At 71.0% G+C, this 21,057-nt stretch carries 25 protein-coding genes; 16 read left to right on the forward strand and 9 right to left on the reverse strand.

Annotated elements, in window-relative coordinates; all coding sequences use genetic code 11:
• Nucleotides 1-36 precede the first annotated feature (36 nt).
• The 3 genes from fdxA (at nt 37) to OHA77_RS26070 (ending at nt 2,299) form a co-directional block, all read left to right on the forward strand.
• Nucleotides 37-363, forward strand: coding sequence for a ferredoxin (gene fdxA, locus OHA77_RS26060; RefSeq protein WP_326825598.1), 327 nt, complete (start codon nt 37-39; stop codon nt 361-363).
• A 155-nt stretch (nt 364-518) separates the two neighbouring features.
• Entirely contained in the window at nt 519-1,616 is a 1,098-nt protein-coding gene (gene dapC, locus OHA77_RS26065) for a succinyldiaminopimelate transaminase (RefSeq protein ID WP_406312090.1), read from the forward strand.
• Between the two features lie 11 nt (nt 1,617-1,627).
• Nucleotides 1,628-2,299, forward strand: coding sequence for a DUF4178 domain-containing protein (locus OHA77_RS26070; RefSeq protein WP_406312092.1), 672 nt, complete (start codon nt 1,628-1,630; stop codon nt 2,297-2,299).
• On the opposite strand, the gene OHA77_RS26075 is transcribed toward OHA77_RS26070, so the two are convergent.
• Nucleotides 2,296-3,120 carry a hypothetical protein gene (locus OHA77_RS26075; RefSeq protein WP_406312093.1) on the reverse strand — a complete coding sequence of 275 codons (825 nt, stop codon included), beginning with the start codon at nt 3,118-3,120 and terminating at the stop codon, nt 2,296-2,298. The two genes, OHA77_RS26070 and OHA77_RS26075, sit on opposite strands and share 4 nt — an antisense overlap.
• A gap of 208 nt (nt 3,121-3,328) precedes the next feature.
• Between OHA77_RS26075 and dapE the strand changes: the two genes are divergently transcribed.
• The 3 genes from dapE to OHA77_RS26090 all read left to right on the forward strand — a co-directional run bounded on the left by dapE (nt 3,329) and on the right by OHA77_RS26090 (nt 5,970).
• Complete coding sequence (gene dapE, locus OHA77_RS26080; protein ID WP_406312094.1) at nt 3,329-4,390, forward strand: succinyl-diaminopimelate desuccinylase; 1,062 nt, start codon at nt 3,329-3,331, stop codon at nt 4,388-4,390.
• Nucleotides 4,391-4,578: 188 nt separating this feature from the next.
• A complete protein-coding gene (locus OHA77_RS26085) occupies nt 4,579-5,373 on the forward strand; it encodes a TIGR00730 family Rossman fold protein (RefSeq protein WP_406312095.1) in 795 nt (264 codons plus the stop codon).
• Between the two features lie 9 nt (nt 5,374-5,382).
• Nucleotides 5,383-5,970 (forward strand): TIGR00730 family Rossman fold protein, encoded by a 588-nt coding sequence (locus tag OHA77_RS26090; protein WP_406312096.1) that lies wholly within the window; start codon nt 5,383-5,385, stop codon nt 5,968-5,970.
• On the opposite strand, the gene OHA77_RS26095 is transcribed toward OHA77_RS26090, so the two are convergent.
• Complete coding sequence (locus tag OHA77_RS26095) at nt 5,947-6,246, reverse strand: hypothetical protein (protein WP_406312098.1); 300 nt, start codon at nt 6,244-6,246, stop codon at nt 5,947-5,949. The genes OHA77_RS26090 and OHA77_RS26095 overlap by 24 nt on opposite strands.
• A 41-nt stretch (nt 6,247-6,287) precedes the next feature.
• Between OHA77_RS26095 and OHA77_RS26100 the strand changes: the two genes are divergently transcribed.
• Nucleotides 6,288-6,803, forward strand: coding sequence for a hypothetical protein (locus OHA77_RS26100; protein WP_406312099.1), 516 nt, complete (start codon nt 6,288-6,290; stop codon nt 6,801-6,803).
• Nucleotides 6,800-7,369: a DNA-3-methyladenine glycosylase I gene (locus tag OHA77_RS26105; RefSeq protein WP_406312100.1), complete on the forward strand. Its 570-nt coding sequence runs from the start codon at nt 6,800-6,802 to the stop codon at nt 7,367-7,369. Before OHA77_RS26100 ends, OHA77_RS26105 begins: the two co-directional genes overlap by 4 nt.
• 3 nt (nt 7,370-7,372) lie before the next feature.
• On the opposite strand, the gene OHA77_RS26110 is transcribed toward OHA77_RS26105, so the two are convergent.
• On the reverse strand, nt 7,373-8,155 hold the full coding sequence (locus OHA77_RS26110; protein WP_326825588.1) for an enoyl-CoA hydratase-related protein: 783 nt from the start codon (nt 8,153-8,155) through the stop codon (nt 7,373-7,375).
• Nucleotides 8,156-8,259: 104 nt separating this feature from the next.
• Nucleotides 8,260-9,042 (reverse strand): PaaX family transcriptional regulator C-terminal domain-containing protein, encoded by a 783-nt coding sequence (locus OHA77_RS26115; protein WP_406312101.1) that lies wholly within the window; start codon nt 9,040-9,042, stop codon nt 8,260-8,262.
• 189 nt (nt 9,043-9,231) lie between these two features.
• Between OHA77_RS26115 and OHA77_RS26120 the strand changes: the two genes are divergently transcribed.
• Together OHA77_RS26120 and OHA77_RS26125 are read left to right on the forward strand one after the other, a co-directional pair.
• Nucleotides 9,232-9,399, forward strand: coding sequence for a DUF3117 domain-containing protein (locus OHA77_RS26120; protein ID WP_326825585.1), 168 nt, complete (start codon nt 9,232-9,234; stop codon nt 9,397-9,399).
• 174 nt (nt 9,400-9,573) lie between these two features.
• The gene (locus OHA77_RS26125) at nt 9,574-11,058 is read left to right on the forward strand and encodes a leucyl aminopeptidase family protein (protein ID WP_406312102.1); all 1,485 of its coding nucleotides are present in this window, start codon (nt 9,574-9,576) and stop codon (nt 11,056-11,058) included.
• On the opposite strand, the gene OHA77_RS26130 is transcribed toward OHA77_RS26125, so the two are convergent.
• Nucleotides 11,048-11,698 (reverse strand): O-methyltransferase, encoded by a 651-nt coding sequence (locus OHA77_RS26130; RefSeq protein WP_326825583.1) that lies wholly within the window; start codon nt 11,696-11,698, stop codon nt 11,048-11,050. The genes OHA77_RS26125 and OHA77_RS26130 overlap by 11 nt on opposite strands.
• A gap of 240 nt (nt 11,699-11,938) precedes the next feature.
• Here OHA77_RS26130 and sigE point away from each other — a divergent pair, with 240 nt between their 5' ends.
• The 5 genes from sigE (at nt 11,939) to OHA77_RS26155 (ending at nt 16,206) form a co-directional block, all read left to right on the forward strand.
• Nucleotides 11,939-12,502, forward strand: a complete 564-nt coding sequence (sigE, locus tag OHA77_RS26135) for an RNA polymerase sigma factor SigE (RefSeq protein WP_326825581.1) — start codon at nt 11,939-11,941, stop codon at nt 12,500-12,502.
• Between the two features lie 52 nt (nt 12,503-12,554).
• Nucleotides 12,555-13,085, forward strand: coding sequence for a zf-HC2 domain-containing protein (locus OHA77_RS26140; protein ID WP_326825580.1), 531 nt, complete (start codon nt 12,555-12,557; stop codon nt 13,083-13,085).
• Nucleotides 13,086-13,120: 35 nt separating this feature from the next.
• Nucleotides 13,121-14,110 carry a sigma-E factor regulatory protein RseB domain-containing protein gene (locus tag OHA77_RS26145; RefSeq protein ID WP_406312103.1) on the forward strand — a complete coding sequence of 330 codons (990 nt, stop codon included), beginning with the start codon at nt 13,121-13,123 and terminating at the stop codon, nt 14,108-14,110.
• Between the two features lie 95 nt (nt 14,111-14,205).
• Nucleotides 14,206-15,729, forward strand: a complete 1,524-nt coding sequence (locus tag OHA77_RS26150; protein ID WP_406312104.1) for a S1C family serine protease — start codon at nt 14,206-14,208, stop codon at nt 15,727-15,729.
• Nucleotides 15,730-15,834: 105 nt separating this feature from the next.
• On the forward strand, nt 15,835-16,206 hold the full coding sequence (locus OHA77_RS26155) for a sec-independent translocase (RefSeq protein WP_326825577.1): 372 nt from the start codon (nt 15,835-15,837) through the stop codon (nt 16,204-16,206).
• 107 nt (nt 16,207-16,313) lie between these two features.
• Here the strand turns inward: OHA77_RS26155 and OHA77_RS26160 are convergent, their stop codons facing one another.
• The 3 genes from OHA77_RS26160 to OHA77_RS26170 all read right to left on the reverse strand — a co-directional run bounded on the left by OHA77_RS26160 (nt 16,314) and on the right by OHA77_RS26170 (nt 19,635).
• On the reverse strand, nt 16,314-17,456 hold the full coding sequence (locus tag OHA77_RS26160; protein ID WP_326825576.1) for a P-loop NTPase: 1,143 nt from the start codon (nt 17,454-17,456) through the stop codon (nt 16,314-16,316).
• Nucleotides 17,457-17,873: 417 nt separating this feature from the next.
• Nucleotides 17,874-18,362 carry a DUF1003 domain-containing protein gene (locus OHA77_RS26165; RefSeq protein ID WP_326825575.1) on the reverse strand — a complete coding sequence of 163 codons (489 nt, stop codon included), beginning with the start codon at nt 18,360-18,362 and terminating at the stop codon, nt 17,874-17,876.
• The gene (locus OHA77_RS26170) at nt 18,355-19,635 is read right to left on the reverse strand and encodes a magnesium transporter MgtE N-terminal domain-containing protein (RefSeq protein WP_406312105.1); all 1,281 of its coding nucleotides are present in this window, start codon (nt 19,633-19,635) and stop codon (nt 18,355-18,357) included. The genes OHA77_RS26165 and OHA77_RS26170 overlap by 8 nt, the downstream gene beginning before the upstream one ends.
• A 92-nt stretch (nt 19,636-19,727) precedes the next feature.
• On the opposite strand from OHA77_RS26170, the gene OHA77_RS26175 reads away from it, so the two are divergent.
• The gene (locus OHA77_RS26175; protein WP_406312106.1) at nt 19,728-20,672 is read left to right on the forward strand and encodes an EamA family transporter; all 945 of its coding nucleotides are present in this window, start codon (nt 19,728-19,730) and stop codon (nt 20,670-20,672) included.
• Here OHA77_RS26175 and OHA77_RS26180 read toward each other — a convergent pair.
• The gene (locus OHA77_RS26180) at nt 20,647-21,012 is read right to left on the reverse strand and encodes a hypothetical protein (RefSeq protein WP_406312107.1); all 366 of its coding nucleotides are present in this window, start codon (nt 21,010-21,012) and stop codon (nt 20,647-20,649) included. The genes OHA77_RS26175 and OHA77_RS26180 overlap by 26 nt on opposite strands.
• Nucleotides 21,013-21,057 lie beyond the last annotated feature (45 nt).

The raw sequence follows: 21,057 nt of genomic DNA on the forward strand, positions 1-21,057 counted from the left end.
TCGTGCCCTAGGTGCGTAAAGAAGAAGGAGCCCGAGGTGACCTACGTCATCGCGCAGCCTTGCGTGGACGTCCTGGACAAGGCGTGCATCGAGGAGTGCCCCGTCGATTGCATCTACGAGGGCGAGCGCATGCTCTACATCCACCCCGACGAGTGCGTGGACTGCGGTGCGTGCGAACCGGTCTGCCCCGTTGAAGCGATCTTCTACGAAGACGACCTTCCCGAGCAGTGGAAGGACTACTACAAGGCCAACGTGGACTTCTTCGAGGACCTGGGGTCGCCCGGCGGCGCCTCCAAGGTCGGCAAGATCCAGAAGGACCACCCGGTCGTCTCGGCCCTGCCTCCGCAGGCCGAGAGCCACTAGCGGTGCCGGCCGGGCAAGGCGGGGCACACTGAGCCGTCCCTGCCCGGCCGGATCGGCCGGCGGTCGTCGACCACCGGCGCGGGCCGCAAGGGAGTCGCCCCTGCCCGCCCGGATCCACCCAGAAGTCGTCTTCCCCTCTCGGCGCGGGCGGGGACATGTCAGCGGGGAGAGCTGTGATCGGCCTGCCGGACTTTCCATGGGATCGGCTCACGCCGTATAAGGAGCTGGCGCAGTCGCATCCCGACGGGATCGTCGACCTTTCCGTCGGCACCCCCGTCGACCCGGTGCCGCCCGTCGTACGGCAGGCACTGGCGGACGCCTCCGACAGCCCCGGCTACCCGCTCACCTACGGCACCGAGCGCCTCCGCGGCGCGGCGGCCGGTTGGCTGCGGCGCAGGCACGGCGTGGACCTGGACCCGGCGAACGTGCTGCCGTTGATCGGTTCCAAGGAGTTCGTGGCCTGGCTGCCGACCCTCCTCGGCATCGGCTCCGGTCAGCGGGTGATCTTCCCCGAGCTCGCCTACCCCACCTACGACGTCGGGGCCCGGCTCGCGGGCGCCCAGCCGTACGCCACGGACGGACTGCTGGCGCTCGGGCCCGAGCAGGTGCCGCTGGTCTGGGTGAACTCCCCGTCCAACCCCACCGGGAAGGTCCTGCCCGCCGAGCATCTGCGCAAGGTCGTCTCGTGGGCGCGCGAGCGCGGCGCGATCGTGGCCTCCGACGAGTGCTACATCGAGCTGGGCTGGGAGGAGCAGCCGGTCTCGGTCCTGCACCCGGACGTGTGCGGCGGTTCGCACGAGGGCCTGCTGGCCGTGCACTCGCTGTCCAAGCGCTCCAACCTCGCCGGTTACCGGGCCGGATTCGTCGCGGGCGACCCGGTGCTGATCCAGCGGCTGCTGGAGGTTCGCAAGCACGCGGGCATGATCGTGCCGGCACCCGTCCAGGCGGCGATGGCCGTGGCGCTGGACGACGACGGGCACGCCGAGGAGCAGCGTGCCCGGTACGCCGCCCGCAGGGCCGCGCTGCGCCCCGCCCTGGAGGCGGCCGGCTGGGAGATCGAACACTCCACCGCGGGCCTGTACCTGTGGGCCACCGACGGCACGGACTGCTGGACGCAGGTGCAGGGGCTCGCCCGCCGGGGCATCCTGGTCGCGCCGGGCGACTTCTACGGAAAAGCCGGTGGGGAGTACATCCGGATCGCCATGACCGCGAGTGACGAACGCATCAGTGCGGCGGTCCGCCGCCTCCAGTAAGATCGCGCGCCATGACCCCTGCGGTCGCCGCGATACTCGGACTGGGCGTAGTGACCCTCGTCCTGCTGCTTGGCGCGTTGTACGCGACCACCCGCCAGGACAGGAAACAGCGCAGCCCCGGGCAGCTCGGCGATATCCCCCTCCCACCGGCCGAGGTGGCTCAGCCGCCGCCCCCACTGAGCGCGGGCCATGTCGGCATCGACTACCCCGACCCCCGCACGATCAAGGTGGGCGACACGATCTACTGCCAGAGCGTGCGGACCCGTGTCCTGGGCGCCATGTACCTGTCGTGGCAGGGCAACGACTGGACGGAGTACCTCCTCGACGACGGCACCCGCCGCTACCAGTGGCTGTCGATCGAGACGCGTCCCGGCCCGAACCCGGGTGACCCGTCCCACCTTGAGGTGCTCCTCTGGACGCCGGTGCCCACCCAGGGCATGATCCCGGCCAAGACCACACTGAGCGTCGAGGGAGTCGGGTTCTTCCCGGTGGACCGCGGCACCGCGGCCTTCCGCGCAGAGGGGGTCACCTCGATGCCCGAGCGGGGACTGCTCGACTTCGCCGACTACCGGGCCGCCGACGGCCGCCTGCTCTCCTTCGAGCGGCTCCAGGGGCAGCCCTGGACCTCCTCCTACGCCCAGTCGCTGCCCCCGGGCTCCATCAGGATCGAGAAGAAGGACTAGGAGATGTCGATGCGGCTCGCCGAGGCCCGGGGGTCGGCCTGCCATCCGTCCTCGCCGGCCGCCGACGTCCAGGACTGGCCGCTGTAGCCGACCCGGCGCAGCCCGAACTCCCGGGCGTGGACGACCGTCCAGGACGACATCAGCCAGCCCTGCTTGCGGGAGGTGACGTTGAGCGTGGTCCCGGAGCCGAGCGCGCGGGCCAGCTCCTGCCTCGCCCCGGCGGTGCCGGGCAGCGGAGTCGTGCCCGTGGGAGCCGGGAACCAGCAGTGCACGGCCTTGGGCACCCGTCCGGTGAAGGCCGCGGCCAGGGTCTTGGCCTCGTCCTCGTGCTGGGCGTAGGCCGATCCGTCGGCCGAGCGCTGCACCCGCTGGGCCGCCACGTGAAGTGGCAGCTTGCGGTAGTTCTTCACCTTCACCAGCGCGGAGAAGAACTTCCCCGCGGCGTAGACCGGGTCGATCAGCTGCTTGGGGGTGCCCCAGCCCTGGGAGGGGCGCTGCTGGAACACCCCGACCGAGTCGCGGTCGCCGAAGGGCAGATTGAGCAGCTTGGACTCCTGGATGCCGGTGGCGTAGGCGATCACGACGGCCCGCTCGGGCAGCTTCCGGCGGGCGGCCACCGCCGCGATGGCCGCGGCCACCTGAGCCTGCTCGATCTCCAGGTCCAGGGAGTCGGCCGGGATGGTGATCTTGCAGCCCTCCGCTGTCCCGGTGAACGGCGTGACCCTGTTGAGCAGGGTGAAGACACCCACGGTGATGGCCACCGCGAGCACGGTCACGATCACGAGGATCGCGATGGTCCCTTTGGAGAAACGCCGTCGCACCCTGAAGAACCTACCGGTCCGGGGCAGGGCGGGAATCGCCAGGGATTCTCGATGGAACCCCGGCCCGGAGCCGCCGGTCTCCGCCGCCGTCTCCCGAGCTCCGCGGGGAAGTCCGGCCACCCGCCGGAGCGGTGAACGGGAGTCCCCTCTCCGCGCTCGGCAGGGGGAGCGGGGAGCCCGGCCACCCGCCGGAGATAGGGTCGCGGGCATGAGTACGCGTCTGGATCTCACACAGGACGTCGGGGCGCTCACCGCGCGGATCGTGGACGTCGAGTCGGTCAGCGGCGGCGAGAAGGCCCTGGCCGACATGGTGGAGGAGGCGCTGCGGCCGCTGGCGCATCTGAGCGTGCACCGGGACGGTGAGGCCGTCCTCGCCCGCACCGGACTCGGCCGCGGCGAGCGGGTGGTGATCGCCGGTCACCTCGACACCGTCCCGGTGGCCGGCAACCTGCCCAGCCGGGTCGAGGACGGCCTGCTGTACGGCTGCGGCACCTCGGACATGAAGGCCGGCGTGGCGGTCGCGCTGAAGCTGGCCGCCGCGCTCCGGGCGCCGAGCCGGGACGTGACCTACGTCTTCTACGACTGCGAGGAGATCGAGGTCGAGCGCAACGGCCTGCTCCGGCTCAGCCGCAGGCACCCCGCGCTGCTCGCGGGTGACTTCGCGGTGCTCATGGAGCCCACCGACGGCGTCATCGAAGGCGGCTGCCAGGGCACGCTCCGCGCCCAGATCACCACCCGGGGCAAGCGCGCGCACAGTGCCAGGTCCTGGCTCGGGGTCAACGCCGTCCACGCGGCCCGGCCGGTGCTCGCGATCCTGGACGCCTACCAGGCCAGGCAGCCGGTGGTGGACGGACTGGAGTACCACGAGGGCCTGAACGCGGTGGCGATCGCCGGGGGCGTGGCGGGCAACGTGATCCCCGACGAGTGCGTGGTGACCGTCAACTACCGCTTCGCCCCCGACCTGTCGCTGGAGGCCGCCCAGACGCACGTGAGCGAGGTGTTCGACGGGTTCGACGTCCGCTTCACCGACGGGGCCGCCGCCGCGCGGCCCGGCCTGACCCATCCGGTGGCGGCGGCCTTCGCCCGGGCCGTCGGCGGCACGCCCAGGGCCAAACTCGGCTGGACCGATGTGTCGCTGTTCTCCGGCCTCGGCATTCCGGCCGTGAACTACGGCCCGGGCGACCCCAACCTCGCGCATCAACAGGGGGAGTACGTCTCACTGGAGAAGATCGCCGACTGCGAGCGCAGAATGCTGGACTGGCTGGGCTGATCCGGGCGATGCCGCCGAAGAGCGGGCACAAATGAAAGTGGCTTTCCTCGCCGGCCATTTGGCGGGGAAAGCCACTTTCAGTCCCGAGCAGCACCCTCGGCAGTTAGACGCGGGCTCCTCGAAATCCGGTTCCGTGTTTTGCGGGAGATTTTCCAAGATTTTTCCAAAGTCGGCGCTAGCGTGACGGCATGAAGAAGACACGTCCGGAACGCCGTCAGGGAGGTGCCGTGGTCCGCGGCGACCTCGTCTCCGAATCCACCCATGACCAGCGGCTTCTTGATCGCAGAGGCCCCGCCGACTGGCTGCACATGGATCCGTGGCGGGTGATGCGCATCCAGGCGGAGTTCGTGGAGGGCTTCGGTCAGCTCGCCGAACTGCCCCAGGCGGTGACCGTTTTCGGGTCCGCGCGCACCCCCGAGGGCACCCCCGAATACGAAATGGGCATCCAACTCGGCCGGAAACTCTCCGCGGCGGGCTATGCCGTGATCACCGGTGGCGGGCCGGGTTGCATGGAGGCGGCCAACAGGGGTGCCCGTGAGGCGGGCGGGGTCTCCGTCGGCCTGGGCATCGAGCTCCCCTTCGAGCAGCACATGAACGAATACGTGGACCTCGGCATAGAGTTCCGCTACTTCTTCGTCCGCAAGACCATGTTCGTGAAGTACGCCTGCGGGTTCGTCGCGCTGCCGGGCGGCTTCGGCACGATGGACGAGCTGTTCGAGGCGCTGACCCTGGTCCAGACGCGCAAGGTCACCTCCTTCCCCGTCGTGCTGGTGGGCACGGAGTTCTGGGGAGGGCTGCTCGACTGGATCAAGAACACCCTGGTGTCCAGCGGCAAGATCTCCCCACCGGACCTGAACCTCATCCATGTCACCGACGACGTGGACGAGGCCGTGCGCATCATCACCGACGCGGACCGGGACAGATCGGGGCAGGCCGGGAAGGAGCGGAGGGCGGCCCGTGGCGCGGTGGCGGACGCACAATAGGGTTTGCCGGTGTTCATATGTGTATTCCTGGCATCAAGTCAGAAGATCGACCAGAAGTATCTGAGGCTGGCCGAGGAGGTCGGCGCCGAGCTGGCAAGGCGCGGGCACACGCTGGTCAGCGGTGGGGCCAAGGTCTCCTGCATGGGGGCGGTGGCCCGGGCGACACGCGCGGGCGGAGGGCGGACCATCGGGGTGATCCCGCAGGCGCTGGTGGACATCGAGGTCGCCGACGAGGAGTCCGACGAGCTGGTCGTCGCCGCCGACATGCGTGAGCGCAAGGGCCTCATGGACGCCCGCTCCGACGCCTTCCTGGTCCTGCCCGGCGGGATCGGGACGTTGGAGGAGCTGTTCGAGATCTGGACGGCGCGAACGCTCGGCCTGCACGACAAGCCGCTGGTGCTCCTGGATCCGTGGGGCGTCTACACCCCGCTGAAGACCCTGGTCGAGAACATGCACGAGGCCGGTTTCACCCGGCCGAACGTCTTCGACGCGATCTCCTGGACCACCACGGTCGAGGACGCGTTCCGGCACCTGGAGAAGAGGGCCCCGCACCTGGTGCCCAACGCCGAGGAGCTAGGCGAGGCCACGGCGGGTTAGCCTGGGCGGGCGTCGCCCGGCCAGGGACTCGGTCATCTCGACCGCCTGCCTTACCTGGCCGGGGCGGTCGGTGCGGAAGACCCGGGCACCGGCCCAGGCGCAGACGGACGCCACGGCGAGCTCCGCGGCCTCCCCGCCGTCTCCGGCGAGCGCGGCGGGCGTGACCGCGACGGTGCGCCCGGCACGGACGAGCTCCTCGATCTCGGCGATCGAGCGGGCCTCCGCCCAACCGGGATCGCCCGGATCGCCGGGTCCGATTACCACGAGAGCTCTCATGGCGCGATTTTAGATCAGGGGAGATGTGGCACGATTCGTATGTGCTGTTCGTACTCGTTCTCGCCGCCATAGCCATTCTCGCAGGTGTGGTGGTCGTCGCCATGGGCTGGGGCGGTGAGCTGAAGGAGTTCGCCCCCGACGTCCCCCCGCTGAACCTGCCCGAGGCCGGGCAGCTCGGCGCCGCCGACTTCATGGCGCTGCAGCTCCCGGTGAGCCTGGTCGGCTATCACACGCACAACGTGGACGAGACGCTGAACCGGGTCATGAACGCGCTGAGCGAGCGGGACACCAGGATCGCGGTCCTGGAGCAGCGGGTGGCGGAGCTGCTGGCCGGCAGGCTCCAGGCCCGCCAGGAGATCCACGCGGGCCCGTTGGGCGCCCCCCGCACCGAACACGAGCCCGAGCCGCCGGCGGAGCCCGCCGAGCTGTCCGAGGTGTCCGAGGCGCCGCCCCCGTCCCTCGTCGCCCCCGACGGTCACGACGCGGACGACTCCGAGAGCGGGCGGCCGGGCCTGAGCGGGCGGCCGGGCCTGGCGGATCCGGAGCAGGCCCGGTGACCGGGTCCGCGCCGCCGATCCGCTGCGGCTGGGTGAGCTCGGCCCCCGACTACGTCGCCTACCACGACGAGGAGTGGGGCCGCAGGGTCGAGGGCGACGACCGCGTGTTCGAGCGGCTCACCCTGGAGGCCTTCCAGTCCGGCCTGTCCTGGATCACCATCCTGCGCAAGCGGGAGAACTTCAGGGCCGCCTTCGCCGGGTTCTCGATCCCGGCCGTGGCGGCGTTCGACCAGGCCGACGTGGACCGCCTGCTGGGCGACGCGGGCATCGTCCGCAACCGGGCCAAGATCGAGGCCGCCGTCGCCAACGCCCGGGCCGCCCTCGACGTGGGCCTGTCCGACCTCGTCTGGCGGCACGCCGACCCGGCCTCCCCCGTGCCGAAGACCCTGGCGGACGTGCCCGCCCAGACCCCCGGCTCCAAGGCGCTCGCCAAGGAGCTCCGGTCGCACGGCTTCCGGTTCGTCGGCCCCACCACCGCCTACGCGCTGATGCAGGCCATCGGCCTGGTCAACGACCACCTGGACGACTGCTGGGTGCGTGCCGCCGCCGGCCGGGCGGAGCGGTAGCGCTTATCGGCCCTCGAAGACGGGGCGCTCCTTGCGGAGGAAGGCCCGGGTGGCGTTCAGATGGTCGGCGGTCTTGGCGCAGGCGTCCTGGAGGTCGGCCTCCAGAGCCAGGGCGTCGGCCAGGGAGCCGCTCGCGGCGGCCTCCAGAGCACGTTTGGTGGCCGCGTAGGCGCTCGTGGGGCCCTGTGCCAGCCGTACGGCCAGCGCACGGGCCGTGACGGCCAGCTCGTCGGCCGGGACGACCCTGGAGACGAGCCCGAGCTCCAGCGCGCGGGCCGCGTCGAAGGGCTCTCCGAGCAGCAGGAGTTCGCTCGCGCGGGCCAGGCCGACCAGACGCTGGAGCGTCCAGGACGCGCCGGAGTCCGGGGCCAGGCCGATGCCGGTGAAGGCCATCGCGAACTTCGCCCGGTCGGCGGCGATCCGCAGGTCACAGGCGAAGGCCAGGGAGGCGCCCGCGCCCGCGGCGACGCCGTTCACCGCCGCGACGACCGGCTTGCCCATCTCGGTGATCGTGCGGATGATCGGGTTGTAGTGCGCGCGCACGGTGTCGTCCAGCCCGCGGCCCGCCTCCAGGGCGGCGGCGTGCTCGTTCAGGTCCTGGCCGGCGCAGAACGCCCGGCCCGATCCCGTCAGCAGCACCGCCCGTACGGCGGGGGCCTGCGCGGCGGTGGTGAGCGCTTCGAGCAGTTCGGCCTTCGTCCGCGCCGTCAGCGAGTTCATCGCCTCCGGCCGGTCCAGGACGACGGTGGCGACGGCGTCGTCGACGGAGTAGAGAACGTCGTTCAACGGAAGGCTCCTTCTGCGGCTCGGTGCACGGCTGGGTGTCGCGGCCCGGCTCCACCACCCGGTTGCCGCGCCCGGTTCCACGGTAAAGCCTCGGCGCCGGGTCCCTACGGCGCGGCGAGGTGGCGGTCGACGAACGCGGCGGCGGCGGGGAGCAGGCGGGCGGCCTCCTGCTCGAAGTAGGACCTGGCCTTCTCGCCCGGCCAGCCCGGCGGCAGCAGTTCGGCGGGGAGACCGGGATCGCGGAACAGGAAGTTGCGCCAGCCGTGCAGCAACCTGCTCCGGACGGCGAACACCCGGTCGGCGGCGGCGTCCCGGGGCAGCCCGCCGACCAGGTCCACCGCCTGGGCCAGCCAGTCCTCGTAGGCCGCGCCGATGCCGTCCAGGTCCCAGGTCCGGGCGACCAGGGCCTGGGGGTCGCCGTCGAGCACCGCGTCGAACCGGTCGGCGCGGATGTCCTCGCCGGTCAGGAGGGCGCCGAGCTCGGGGGAGGCCCGCGGGCCTATCCAGGTCGTCTCCGACAACGGGGCGTAGCCGAGGAAGGCGAGATCGGCCCGGAGCCGTTCCCGCCGGGACCGATCGCGCACCGGCTCGACCACGAGCACATGCCACCGGCCCGTCCAGGTGATCGTCCCAACTCGGTAAATTCTCAGCGCCGTCTCGTCGAGACGGCGTACGCACTTGGGAGTGGCCTCGTATCCCGGACCCCGGGGGAGCCGGGCCGGGGTCAGCCAGCCCTGCCGTACCATCCGCGAGACGGCGGTGCGGACGGCGGGAGCGGCGATGTCCAACGGCGCGAGCAGGCGGACCAGGGCGGCTACGGACGCGCGACCGCCTCGGGACCGCAGATGGTCCCCATACAGATCGAAGAGCGCGGCACGGGCGTTCACGAGGACAAGTTTGGCCGTCCGGAGGGTCTCGGACAACGGTCTTGATTGCCCGATGAGTCGATGCTGGGGCTGATCGTTCCCATTCCGAGCGCGGAGACGGGATAATAGGACATCACAGAAGACGTGAATGCGTCGGTCACCCTCGGGTCAGTCGGAGATCCGGAGCCCGAAGCAGGAAGGGATACACGCATGGCGGCTATGAAGCCGAGGACCGGTGATGGTCCGCTGGAGGTCGTCAAAGAAGGCAGGGGAATCGTCATGCGGGTCCCTCTGGAGGGTGGCGGTCGGCTCGTCGTCGAACTCTCGGCGGACGAGGCGACCGCTCTTGGCGAGGAACTGAAGAAGGTCGTCGGCTGATCCCGATCTGAGATCCGGCGGCGGAGCCGGCCATGTCTGGTCGTAGTGACGATCACGACATCCGCTGCGGCTGCCGCGACCGCGACCGATGAACACGGCCCTGGCCGCCGGACCGCCTGACGGCGGCTCGCGCCAGGGCCGCAGTGTTCTCCCCGAACGATGTCTGGAGTTCACATGCCCATAGCGCCTTATCTGTTGTTGCCGCGCGCGTCCTACGGGCAGGGTCTGTCCGCCGTGACGCCCTCGCGGGCCGCCGGCGGCCCGGATCGTGAAGGGTCCGCCGACCTGCCGGCCGCCCCGGACGCCCGGCTGCTCGCGGTTCCCTTCGGGGCGGACCTCGCCCCCGAGATCGACCTGCCGCTGCCCGCCGGCGCGCTGCTGGCCCACTACGAGGCCAAGGGCGAGGCCGGAGAGATCGTCGAGGTTCCCGTCGCGAACGGCGACGCCGTCGGCCGGGTGCTGCTCTACGGGGTCGGAGACGCTTCGGCCACGGCCCTGCGCAAGGCCGGTGCGGCCGTGGCCAGACGGGGCAAGGGCAAGGACGCGATCAGGATCGTGCTGCCCGGGGGACCGGTGGCCGCGTTCGTGGAGGGCGCGCTGCTGGCCACCTACACCTTCCGGATCGGCGAGCCGAAGTCCCCGCCGGCGGCGGTGCTCGAGTTCGTCGGCGACGGCGCCGAGGCCGAGGTCGCCAGGGGCGAGGTGGTCGCCGGGGCCGTCGCGCTGGCCAGGGACCTGGCCAACATGCCCTCTTCGGTGAAGACTCCCGCCTGGCTCGCCGAGCGCGCCGCCGAGCAGGGGGTCGCCGCGAAGGTGTGGGACGAGGAGGAGCTGCGGTCCGGCGGGTTCGGCGGCATCCTGGCCGTCGGCCAGGGGTCGGTGAACCCGCCGCGTCTGATCCAGCTCTCCTACTCCCCCGAGGGGGCGACCGGTCATGTCGTCCTGGTCGGCAAGGGGATCACCTACGACACCGGTGGCCTGTCCCTCAAGCCGACCGAGGGCATGAAGTTCATGAAGACCGACATGGCCGGCGGCGCGGTCGTGATCGCGGTCCTGGGTGCGCTGGCCGCACTCGGTGTGCGGGTCCGGGTCACCGGCCTGATCGCCACCGCGGAGAACTCCTTCTCCGGTACGGCCCAGCGTCCCTCCGACGTGATCACGCAGTACGGCGGGCGGACCGTCGAGGTCCTCAACACCGACGCCGAAGGCCGCCTGGTGATGGCCGACGCGCTGGCCTACGCCGACGCCGAGCTCGACCCGGACGTCATGGTCGACATCGCCACGCTGACCGGAGCGATCAGCATCGCCCTGAGCAAGCACCTCGGCGCCGTCTTCGCCTCCGACGACGACCTGGCCGCGGAGCTGACCGGCGCGGGGGAGAGCACCGGCGAGCGGCTCTGGCGGATGCCGTTGATCGACGACTACGTGCCGGCACTGGAGTCCTCCGTGGCCGACCTGGCCAACATCGAGTCCGGGTCGACCTACGGCGCGGGCTCCATCACCGCGGCGCTGTTCCTCCGCGAGTTCACCGGCAAGCGGCCGTGGGCCCACCTGGACATCGCCGGGGTCGGCCGCAGCACCGCGGACGAGGGCATCTTCAGCAAGGGCGCCACCGGTTACGGCGTGCGCCTGCTGCTCGACTGGCTGTCTAGTCGGTGAGTTTGACGGCGGCCAGGATGCCGTCGCCCAGCGGTATCAGCAGCGGCCGGAGCCGTTCGTCGGAACGGACCAGCTTGCCCAGCTCCCGCACGGCGACGGTGTCCGGGTCGCGCTGCGCGGGGTCGGCGACCCTGCGGTTGCCCAGGGCGTTGTCGAAGACCACGATGCCGCCCGGGCGCAGCAGGCGGACGGCCTCGGCCAGGTAGTCGCCGTACTCCTGCTTCGCCCCGTCGCAGAAGACCAGATCGTAGCCGCCGTCGGACAGGCGGGGCAGGACGTCCAGGGCCCGGCCGGTGATCAGCCTGGTCCGGCCACCGGAGAAACCGGCCTGGGCGAAGCTCTGCCGTGCCAGGCGCTGGTGCTCCGGCTCCACGTCCACGCTGGTCAGCGTGCCATCCTGGCGCATGCCACGGAGCAGCCACAGCCCGGACACCCCGCAGCCGGTGCCGATCTCCACGACCGCACGGGCGTTGATGGCCGTGGCGAGGAAGCAGAGGGCGGCGCCGCCGCCGGGCAGGATCGGGGGCGCTCCCACCTCCGCGCCGCGCTGACGCGCGGTGAGCAGAATCTCGTCCTCCGTGTGGAATTCCTCGGCATAGGCCAGAGTGGCCTCCAACGGACTTGTCGGCGTCTCTGCCATCGGCCTCTCCTCCCGCTTTCTCCGTACACAGTCATATAGGCACTGGGTCGCAGCCTAAGGGAGGCAGGCCCGATCGGGAACTCATGTCGCGCCCGGTGCGTTGCACGGTTTAAGCGGCCTTTGCCGGTCCGGAAGACAGTGAGTGCGCACGAAGGGACGAAACCAGGCACTATGGCGATAGCGGTGGTCCCGGAGAGAGGGGTGCTGGTGGAGGAGTCCGACCACCAGACAGGAGCTCCCATGCCTGACTGGACGCCTCCCACCTGGGACGAGGTGGTCAGGAATCACTCGGCGCGCGTCTACCGGCTGGCCTATCGGCTGACCGGCAACGTTCACGACGCCGAGGACCTCACCCAGGAGGTCTTCGTCCGGGTCTTCAGATCCTTGTCGAACTACACGCCGGGCACCTTCGAGGGCTGGCTGCATCGCATCACCACCAACCTGTTCCTCGACATGGCGCGGCGCAAGCAGCGCATCAGGTTCGAGGGACTCGCCGACGACGCCGCCGAGCGGCTGCGTGGACGCGAGCCTTCTCCCGCCCAGGTGTACGACGACACCCATCTGGAGCCGGACATCCAGGCGGCGCTCGACGCGCTCGCGCCGGAGTTCCGCGCGGCCGTGGTGCTGTGTGACATCGAAGGGCTGTCCTACGAGGAGATCGCCGCCACGCTGGGCGTGAAGCTCGGCACGGTCCGCAGCCGCATCCACCGCGGCCGGGCCCAGCTGCGTGAGGCGCTGGAGCACCGGGCGCCGCGCGGCGACCAACTCCCCCCGACCATCACCCGCGGGGAGGGACTCGTATGAGAAACCACAGTCATGACGAATGTCACGACGAGCCGCTTGGCAAGGAGTGGGCATGAGTCATCTTGGAGAGCGCGTTTCCGCACTGGTCGACGGTGAGCTGAACCACCACGAGCGCGACCGGGCTCTGTCCCATCTGACCTTCTGCGCCGAATGCCGGGCCGAGGTCGACGCCATGCGGGCGCTGAAGAGCCGGTTGCGGTCGCTGGACGGGCCCGCGATGCCCGCCGACCTGACCATGTCGTTGCTCCGGATGGCCGAGCCGGGTGGCCCGCTGCCCCCGCGTGAGCGCCCCTTTCCGGCCCCGCGCACGTTCGGCGGGGCACCGATCCCGAGCATGCACAGCGTCGCGCCGCCGGACAACCGGCCCCGCGGTCGCGCCGGGAGGCCCGGTCGGGCCAGGAGGGCGGGCTACGTCGCGGTAGGAGTCGCCTCCGCGGCCGTGGCGATCGGCACCCTCTTCGTCGCGGGCGGTTCCGACCCCAGCCCGCGTGTCGTGCCGCCGGTCGACATGTTCGCCAACCAGCACAGGAACACCGCGCCTTACGGGGGGTCGGCGACGCCGACCTTCTCCCCCACTCCGTGATCAGGCTGCCCGCCACCGTCCTTCTAGTCGCTGTCATGCTGCTGGGGCTGGTGGTGGGCAGTCCGGTGTCCGCCGGTCCGGCGCACGCCGCCCCGCCGGAGGATGCCGAGAGCGAGGACACCGGCCTGCGCCTGCTGCGCGAGGCGGCGGTCGCCGGCCGTACCCGCGGATACTCCGGCACGCAGTACGTCACCACCTGGGGCCGTTCCGGCACCTCCTCCTCGGTGCTGGAGGTCCGCAACGTCCCCGGTGAGGGGATGACCGTGCACGCCCAGCCGTCGGGTCTCGTCCAACTGGTGGATCCCGGCAGTCCCGCCGGCGGAATGTGGGCCCCGTCCGAGGTCATGCTCGCGGTGCTGGCCCGCAACTACCGGGTGGTGACCGCCGGTGAGGGGCGTGTCTGCGGTCGGCGGGCCCGCCTGGTGAACGCCGTGCGCGCGGACGGCACGGTCGCCGCCCGTTACTGGCTGGACGAGGCCGGGGGGCCGGTGCTCCGCCGCGAGCTGCTCGACGGCCGGGGCCGGGTCGTCCACGCGGGAGCCTTCATCGATCTCGCTCTCGGCCCGGCGCGGAGGGCCTCCGCACCGGTGCCCGATCCCGGCGGGTCCGACCTCGGTGAGCTGTCCGGGCTGCGTGTCCTGGGCCGCCGTTTTCCCGAGTCGCTGCCCGGCAGCCTGGAGTTGTTCGCCGTCCACGACACATCTCCTGGATACTTGTATCTGGGATATTCGGATGGCCTGTCAGTCGTGTCCGTTTTCGTCCAGTCTGGGATGCTTGATGAGGAGTATCTCCGTGGCTGGCATGCTGAGCTGCGTAACGGGCATACGATCTGGATTCGGGACTCAGCCGAGCAGGAGATGATCTGGGCGAGTGGGGGCCATGTCTACACCGTCTTCGCGGACGCGCCGGCCGACACGGTCGACGCAGCGGTCGCGGTCCTGCCACATGAGCCCGCGCCCGGCCTGTGGGCCCGGCTCGGCCGAGGGGCGAGCCGTCTCCTTTCCTGGGTCAACCCCTTCGGGTGAGGCACGCTTTACATCTCTCGTATCCCGTTCAGAGGAAGATTGCCGGGGCATCTCAGTGAACGGCCTCGTATGAGGCAAGGAGTGGTGAATATTCAATGACCGACGAGATCCGCACCCCCGAGGCGCACGGTGCCCAGGGGCGTACGCCGTCGGACTTCACCGACGACGTGGGCCGGCCCTCGCCGTCCTCCCGCCCGCACTTCCTGCCCGCCGACGAGGCGGGCTCCCACGGCGAGCCGCCGGTGAACGACGGCTGGAGCCAGCTGGGGGATCCGCCGGGCCAGGGACGGTGGAGCCAGGCCGTACCGCCGGAAGGCACCGGTCAGTCCGCCGAGGGCGGCTGGGGCGACCCGTCGGGCCGGGCGCGGCAGGACACCGCGGTCTTCGGCCCGCCGGCCGGTCCGCCTCCTCCGCCCACCCAGGCGTTCGGCATGGGCGCCGGCTGGGCGCCCCCTCCCGGTGGCTTCGCGGGCGCGGGCGCGGCCGTTCCGGCCCGTCCGGGGCCGCGTACCAGCACGATGGTCATCGTCGCCGTGCTGGTCGCGCTGCTGGCCTCGACGCTGGGGAGCGTCGGCACCTATCTGCTCACCCGGCCCGACGCCTCGGGCCGGGATCCGTCCTTCAGCCTGGGGAAGGCGCCGAGCGGCTCCAACTCCCGGCCCCCGGACTCCGTCGCGGGGGTGGCCGCCAAGGTTCTGCCCAGTGTGGTCTCGCTGGCCGTCGACGGCGGCACCAGCGCGGCCACCGGCTCCGGCTTCCTGATCAAGGGCGGCTATGTGGTGACGAACAACCACGTGGTCGCCGCCGCCGCGCCGGGCGGTGAGATCCAGATCCAGTTCAGCAACCGCAAGTCCACCTCCGCCCAGATCATCGGCCGTGACCCCGAGTCCGACCTCGCGGTGGTCAAGCCCGCTGAGACCTTCGGCGCCCCGGAGATCAGTCTCGGCAACTCCGACAACGTGGTCGTGGGCGACCCCGTCGTCGCCATCGGCTCCCCGCTCGGCCTCGTCGGCACCGTCACCTCCGGCATCGTCAGCTCGCTCAACCGCCCGGTCCAGGCGGGTGAGGAGAACAGCTCCGACACCACCTGGCTCAGCGCCATCCAGACCGACGCGGCCATCAACCCCGGAAACTCCGGCGGCCCGCTGGTCAACGCCGGCGGCGAGGTCATCGGGGTCAACTCGGCGATCGCCACGCTCGGCAGGTCGGCCGGCGGCCAGAGCGGCAGCATCGGTCTCGGCTTCGCCATCCCGGTGAACCACGCGCGCCGGATCGCCGAGGAACTGGTCGCCAACGGTGTCGCCAAGAAGTCGCGGATCGGCGTCACCCTCGACCAGACCTACCAGGGCACCGGTGTCCGCATCGACAGCGAGGTCAAGCAGGGCACCCGCCCGGTCGAGCCCGACGGCCCCGCCGACAAGGCGGGTCTGAAGCCCGGTGACGTCATCCTGGAGATCGACGGAACGGTGGTGCAGGACAGCACCGAGCTGATCGCGCTGATCAGGAACAAGGCTCCCGGCGAGAAGCTGACGATCAAGTTCCAGCGCGGCGGCCAGGAGAAGACGGCCGTCGTGACCGTCGGTGCGGCGGCCGTGCAGCCCACACCCCAGCCCTCCTGAACGATGGTGCGCGGGTGCGTGCTTGAGGTTGAGGGCATTAGTCTGGAAGTTGCCCGGGTACGTGCCCGGGGAGCTTCCCTAGCGTTGTCCCGGTAGGAGATCACCGTGTTCGGACTCGGCTGGCCTGAGATCGTGGCGCTGGTGGTCATCGCCCTGCTCGTCTTCGGCCCGGAGAAACTTCCCCAGGCCGCCGCCCAGGCGGGCAAGACGCTGCGCAACCTCCGCCAGATGGCCAACAACGCCAAGAGCGACCTGCAGGCCGGACTGGGGCCCGAGTTCGCCGACTTCGACCCGGCCGACCTCAATCCGAAGAACTTCGTCCGCAAGCACCTCACCGGTGAGCTGGAGGACGACTGGAACCGCACCTCGACCGCCACGGTGTCCACCTCGCCGACCTACGTCGACTCCTACGCGGCCGAGGCGGCCGGTGAGCTCGGATACGGCGAGATCCCGCCCTATGACTCCGAGGCGACCTGAGCCCGGCGAGGATCGGTCGTAGGGCCCGGCAGGGGCATTGAGCGCCGTACGTACGACACCGGCGCCCTCTCGCAGCGGAGGGCGCCGGTGTCGTACGTCGTGCCGGGCTAGCGGCCCCTGGTGGGGGAGATGCCCAGCTGCATCCCCCTGAGGCTGCCCGACTTCTTGCTCAGCCCCGCGGCGATACGGCTCAGCTCGGCGGCGGCCGGGGCGTCGGGGTCGGTGAGCACGAGGGGCTTGCCCTCGTCGCCGCCCTCGCGCAGCCGCATGTCGATCGGCACCTGGCCGAGGAGCGGCACGCGGGCGCCGAGGGTGCGGGTGAGCGCGTCGGCCACGGTCTGGCCGCCGCCCTCGCCGAAGACGGAGATCCGCTCGTCGCAGTGCGGGCAGGGCAGCCAGGACATGTTCTCGATGACGCCCGCGATCTGCTGGTGGGTCTGCACCGCGATCGACCCGGCGCGTTCGGCCACCTCGGCGGCGGCCTGCTGCGGGGTGGTCACCACGAGGATCTCCGCGGACGGCATCCGCTGCGCCACCGAGATCGCGATGTCGCCGGTGCCGGGGGGCAGGTCCATCAGCAGGACGTCGAGGTCGCCCCAGTAGACGTCGGCGAGGAACTGGTGCAGCGCGCGGTCCAGCATCGGGCCGCGCCACACGACCGGGGTGTTGCCCTCCGGCTTGAACATGCCGACTGAGATGACCTTGATGTCATGCGCCACCGGCGGCATGATCATGTCCTCGACCTTGGTGGGGCGTTCGGAGACGCCGAGCATCCGGGGGATGCTGTGGCCGTAGATGTCGGCGTCCACGACACCGACCTTGAGACCGCCGGCGGCCATCGCGGCGGCCAGGTTGACGGTGACGGAGGACTTGCCCACGCCGCCCTTGCCGGACGCGACCGCGAAGACGCGGGTCAGCGAGCCCGCCTGGGCGAAGGGGATCTCCTTCTCGGGGCCCTTGGCGCCGCGCAGCTTGGTCTGCAGCGTCTTGCGCTGCTCGGTGCTCATCACGTCCATCTCGACCTGGACGCCGCTGACCCCGTCGATCTTGGAGACCGCGGCGGTGACGTCACGGGTGATGGTGTCCTTCATGGGACAGCCCGACACCGTGAGGAAGATCCCGACGCGGACCAACCCGTCGGGAGAGATGTCGACGCTCTTGACCATGTCGAGTTCGGTGATCGGCCGACGGATCTCAGGGTCGTTGACGGTCGCCAGAGCGGCCGTCACCAGTTCCGGTGTAGGTGCCATCGAAGTGTCGGCAACGGGCCGCCGCCTTTACGGCGGCGGGAGGATGCCGTCCCTCCTTGTCTATGTGTCCGGCGTTCTACGGGCAGGGCTTGTCCGTCGCAGCGCCCATGTGGTCGAGCGAGAGGCCGCTCCCACAGGAGAGCGGAGGAGTCACGGGCCCCTGGTAGGAACCAGGGGGCTCCGCGAGGAATTCCGGGATCCGGCTGTGGCCCTGGATTCGGACAGATCGCTGGGTAGATGCGCGTGCAACGTTCTAAGGTTACCCGGTGACTCCGATGGCGGGCGAGCCGAGCGCGGCCACCCCCCACCTGGTTGCGCGGCGTCCGCGCCCGGCTCCCGGACACCCTCGACGCCGGCGGGTCGCGCAGGTGCGCGGCGATGCCGGCCGCGCTCCCCCCCACCTGGGGAGAGCGTCGGCTAACGGCTCTCCCTCGCGGGCGGCGGGTACGCCTCCTGGAGCTCCTCCTGCAGGCGCTGGAGCTCCGAGCGGATGTAGTCGCGGGTGGCCACCTCGCCGAGGGCGATGCGCAGGGACGCGATCTCCCGGGTCAGATACTCGACGTCGGCCTGGTTCCGTTCGGCCGCGGCGCGGTCGAGCTCGTTCTGGATCCGGTCCCGGTCGTCCTGCCGGTTCTGGGCCAGCAGGATCAGCGGCGCGGCGTAGGACGCCTGGAGCGAGAGGATCAGGGTGAGGAAGATGAACGGGTAGGGGTCGAAACGCAGGCTCTCCGGCCCGAAGGCGTTCCACAGGCCCCAGACCGCCACGAAGACGGTCATGTAGACCAGGAACCTGGCGGTGCCGAGGAACCGGGCTATCTGCTCCGACAGCCGCCCGAAAGCCTCCGGATCGTAGTGCGGGCGCAGCCGCGGCCCCTGCTGCCTGGGCTGGTCGAGCCGTTCAGTCATGGTCGGCTCCCGCCCCGTGGTCCTGTTCCCGCCAGTCCTCGGGGAGAAGGTGGTCGAGCACGTCGTCCACGGTGACGGCGCCGACCAGCCGGCCGACCTCGTCCACCACGGGTACCGCCATCAGGTTGTAGGTGGCCAGGTAGAAGGTCACCTGGCGCAGGGTGAGATCGGGCTTGATCGGGTCGATGGAGGTGTCCATGATGCCGCCGAGCAGGGCGGAGGGGGGTTCACGCAGCAGCCGCTGGAAATGGGCGAGGCCGAGGTAGCGGCCGGTGGGCGTCTCGATGGGCTGTCGCGCCACGTAGACCTGCGCGGCCACGGTCGGGGTGACGTCCCGCTGGCGGATGTGCGCCAGCGCCTCGGCGACGGTGGCGTTGGGCGGGAGCACCACCGGCTCGCTCGTCATGATGCCGCCCGCGGTGTTCTCCGGGTAGATCAGCAGCCGCCGCACCGACGCGGCCTCCTCCGGCTCCATCAGCGCCATCAGCGCCTCGGCCTGCTCGGCCGGCAGGTCCTGCAGCAGATCGGCCGCGTCGTCGGGGTTCATCTCCTCCAGCACGTCGGCGGCCCGGCCCGGTGACAGCCGGCTCATGATGCCGATCTGGTCGCGTTCGGGGAGTTCTTCGAGCACGTCGGCCAGCCGTACGTCGTCGAGGGCCGCGGCCACCTCCACGCGCCGCTTGTCCGGCAGTTCGTGCAGGGCGCTGGCCAGGTCGGCGGCGCGCATGGTCTCGAAGGCGACCAGCAGGTTGGCCGCTCCCTGGTCCTTCTGCACCGCGCCGAAGCCCCGGACCTCGGACCAGTCCACGATCTTGGTCGGGCCGCGCCGCCGCAGTCCCAGCCGCGCGCCGGTTCCGACCACCGCCACCTTGGTGATCAGCCACTCGGCGCGGCCGTTCTCCTCCATGGCCAGGTCCAGGACCGTCATCCGCTCACCGTCGACCTCCACCACGAGATCGAGCAACTCGCCGATGGCCAGGTTCTCCGTCGCCCGCTGCTCGAACCGGCGCACGTTGATCTGGCCGCTGAAGACGACCGCCCCGACCTCGATGCCCCGCACCCGGGTGATGGGCAGGAACACCCGGCGCCGGGGCTGGACCTCGACGACCAGCCCGTGCACGCGCGGCGGCGCGGTGCCGGCGATGGACACCACCACGTCGCGCACGCGCCCGATCTGGTCGCCGGCCGGATCGAAGACCGGGGTCCCGGCGAGCCGCGCGATGAAGATCTTCACTCTTGAAGAGTAGGCGTCGTCACGGGATCGCCGGTTCAAGGCACTCTCACATTTCGGACGCCCTCTTGCCCTGATCCGTCCTACCATGACAGCATCAAAATGCTTAAACGGTAATTACAGGATGGTGTCTCATGCGGCGTGCCGGCCTGCTGATCGCGTTCGTGTCGGCTTGGTGTTTCGCCTTCTCCGGGCCGATGGCCAAATACCTGGCGGCCGCCGGGCTGGTGCCGCTGGAGGCCGTCTGGGTGCGGATGGCCGGCGCCGGGCTGCTGCTCGTCGGCGTCCTCGCGGCCGTCAGGCCCCGGGCGCTGCGCATCCCGCGCTCGCGGCTGCCCTTCTTCCTGGCCTACGCGCTGGTCGCGGTGGCGGGCGTGCAGGCACTGTACTTCGCGGCGATCACCCGGCTGCCGGTGGGCGTCACCCTGCTGATCGAGTTCACCTCGCCGGTGCTGGTCGTGTTCTGGGTGCGGTTCGTCCGCCGGGTACGGCTGCCGCGCGCGGCCTTCGTCGGCGCCGTGGTCGCGGTGGTCGGGCTCGGCATCGTGGTCGAGGTCTGGTCGGGCCTGGCCCTGGACCCGGTCGGCCTGCTGCTCGCCTTCGGCGCGGCGCTCTGCTGCGCCGGATACTTCCTGCTCAGTGACGGCTTCGGCGACGACGTCGATCCGCTGGGCCTGATCGCCTGGGGCCTGCTGGGTGCGGCGGCGGTGCTCACCCCGATCTCCCGGCCCTGGGACATCCCGTGGGCGGCGCTCACCCGGACCGTGACCCCCGAGGGCGGCTACGCGCTGCCGGCCTGGGTGGCTACGATCTTGATGATCGTGGTCGCCACGGTCGTCGCCTACATCCTCGGAGTCACCGCGGTCCGCCGCCTGTCGGCCGCGATCGGCTCCACGGTGGCCTCGCTGGAGGTCATCGCCGGGGCGGTGGTCGCCTGGATCCTGGTGGGCGAGGGACTCGGGGCCTTCCAGATCGTCGGCGGCCTCGTCGTGCTGGCCGGCGCCTACCTGGCCCAGCGGGCCACGGCGGTCCTGCCGCACCCCAAGACGGAGGTCATGGAGCCGGTTCCCGTGGCGTGAGCCGTACCACCTGCGACCGGGCGGCCCAGCGCTCGGTCAGGGTGGCGCCGTCGACGGCGTTGAGCCGCTCCTTGGCCAGCGCGGCCACCGCCTCGGCGGCCTCCGCTTGGTCCACCACCTCGACGGCGGCGTCGAAGACGACCAGCCGCCCGCCGTTGTCCTTGCTCCGCAGGGTCACCTGGACCTCGCCGCGTTCGGCCAGGCCGGGCAGCGACTGCTCGCCGCCGCCGGTGACCACGTAGATCGCCCCGTCGTGCCACGCGTGCCAGGCCAGCCGGGGCCGGTCCAGCGACAGCCACAGGACCCCCGACTTCTTGGCGCCCTCTTCGATCACTCCCATGAGACGAATGTACGGCCTGCGCTCCCGGTCGGACGGGAGCGCAGG

Origin of the sequence: Streptosporangium sp. NBC_01639, assembly GCF_045209755.1 — a bacterium.
In the GTDB taxonomy this organism is placed as follows: Bacteria; Actinomycetota; Actinomycetes; order Streptosporangiales; family Streptosporangiaceae; genus Streptosporangium.

What these genes read in the sequence shown, in the direction of transcription:
- dapC (WP_406312090.1), top strand. Translation starts at nt 519, where the DNA reads ATGTCAGCGGGGAGAGCTGTGATCGGCCTGCCGGACTTTCCATGGGAT.
- OHA77_RS26070 (WP_406312092.1), top strand. Translation starts at nt 1,628, where the DNA reads ATGACCCCTGCGGTCGCCGCGATACTCGGACTGGGCGTAGTGACCCTC.
- dapE (WP_406312094.1), top strand. Translation starts at nt 3,329, where the DNA reads ATGAGTACGCGTCTGGATCTCACACAGGACGTCGGGGCGCTCACCGCG.
- OHA77_RS26085 (WP_406312095.1), top strand. Translation starts at nt 4,579, where the DNA reads ATGAAGAAGACACGTCCGGAACGCCGTCAGGGAGGTGCCGTGGTCCGC.
- OHA77_RS26095 (WP_406312098.1), bottom strand. Translation starts at nt 6,246, where the DNA reads ATGAGAGCTCTCGTGGTAATCGGACCCGGCGATCCGGGCGATCCCGGT.
- OHA77_RS26120 (WP_326825585.1), top strand. Translation starts at nt 9,232, where the DNA reads ATGGCGGCTATGAAGCCGAGGACCGGTGATGGTCCGCTGGAGGTCGTC.
- OHA77_RS26125 (WP_406312102.1), top strand. Translation starts at nt 9,574, where the DNA reads ATGCCCATAGCGCCTTATCTGTTGTTGCCGCGCGCGTCCTACGGGCAG.
- OHA77_RS26130 (WP_326825583.1), bottom strand. Translation starts at nt 11,698, where the DNA reads ATGGCAGAGACGCCGACAAGTCCGTTGGAGGCCACTCTGGCCTATGCC.
- sigE (WP_326825581.1), top strand. Translation starts at nt 11,939, where the DNA reads ATGCCTGACTGGACGCCTCCCACCTGGGACGAGGTGGTCAGGAATCAC.
- OHA77_RS26140 (WP_326825580.1), top strand. Translation starts at nt 12,555, where the DNA reads ATGAGTCATCTTGGAGAGCGCGTTTCCGCACTGGTCGACGGTGAGCTG.
- OHA77_RS26145 (WP_406312103.1), top strand. Translation starts at nt 13,121, where the DNA reads ATGCTGCTGGGGCTGGTGGTGGGCAGTCCGGTGTCCGCCGGTCCGGCG.
- OHA77_RS26150 (WP_406312104.1), top strand. Translation starts at nt 14,206, where the DNA reads ATGACCGACGAGATCCGCACCCCCGAGGCGCACGGTGCCCAGGGGCGT.
- OHA77_RS26160 (WP_326825576.1), bottom strand. Translation starts at nt 17,456, where the DNA reads ATGGCACCTACACCGGAACTGGTGACGGCCGCTCTGGCGACCGTCAAC.
- OHA77_RS26165 (WP_326825575.1), bottom strand. Translation starts at nt 18,362, where the DNA reads ATGACTGAACGGCTCGACCAGCCCAGGCAGCAGGGGCCGCGGCTGCGC.
- OHA77_RS26175 (WP_406312106.1), top strand. Translation starts at nt 19,728, where the DNA reads ATGCGGCGTGCCGGCCTGCTGATCGCGTTCGTGTCGGCTTGGTGTTTC.
- OHA77_RS26180 (WP_406312107.1), bottom strand. Translation starts at nt 21,012, where the DNA reads ATGGGAGTGATCGAAGAGGGCGCCAAGAAGTCGGGGGTCCTGTGGCTG.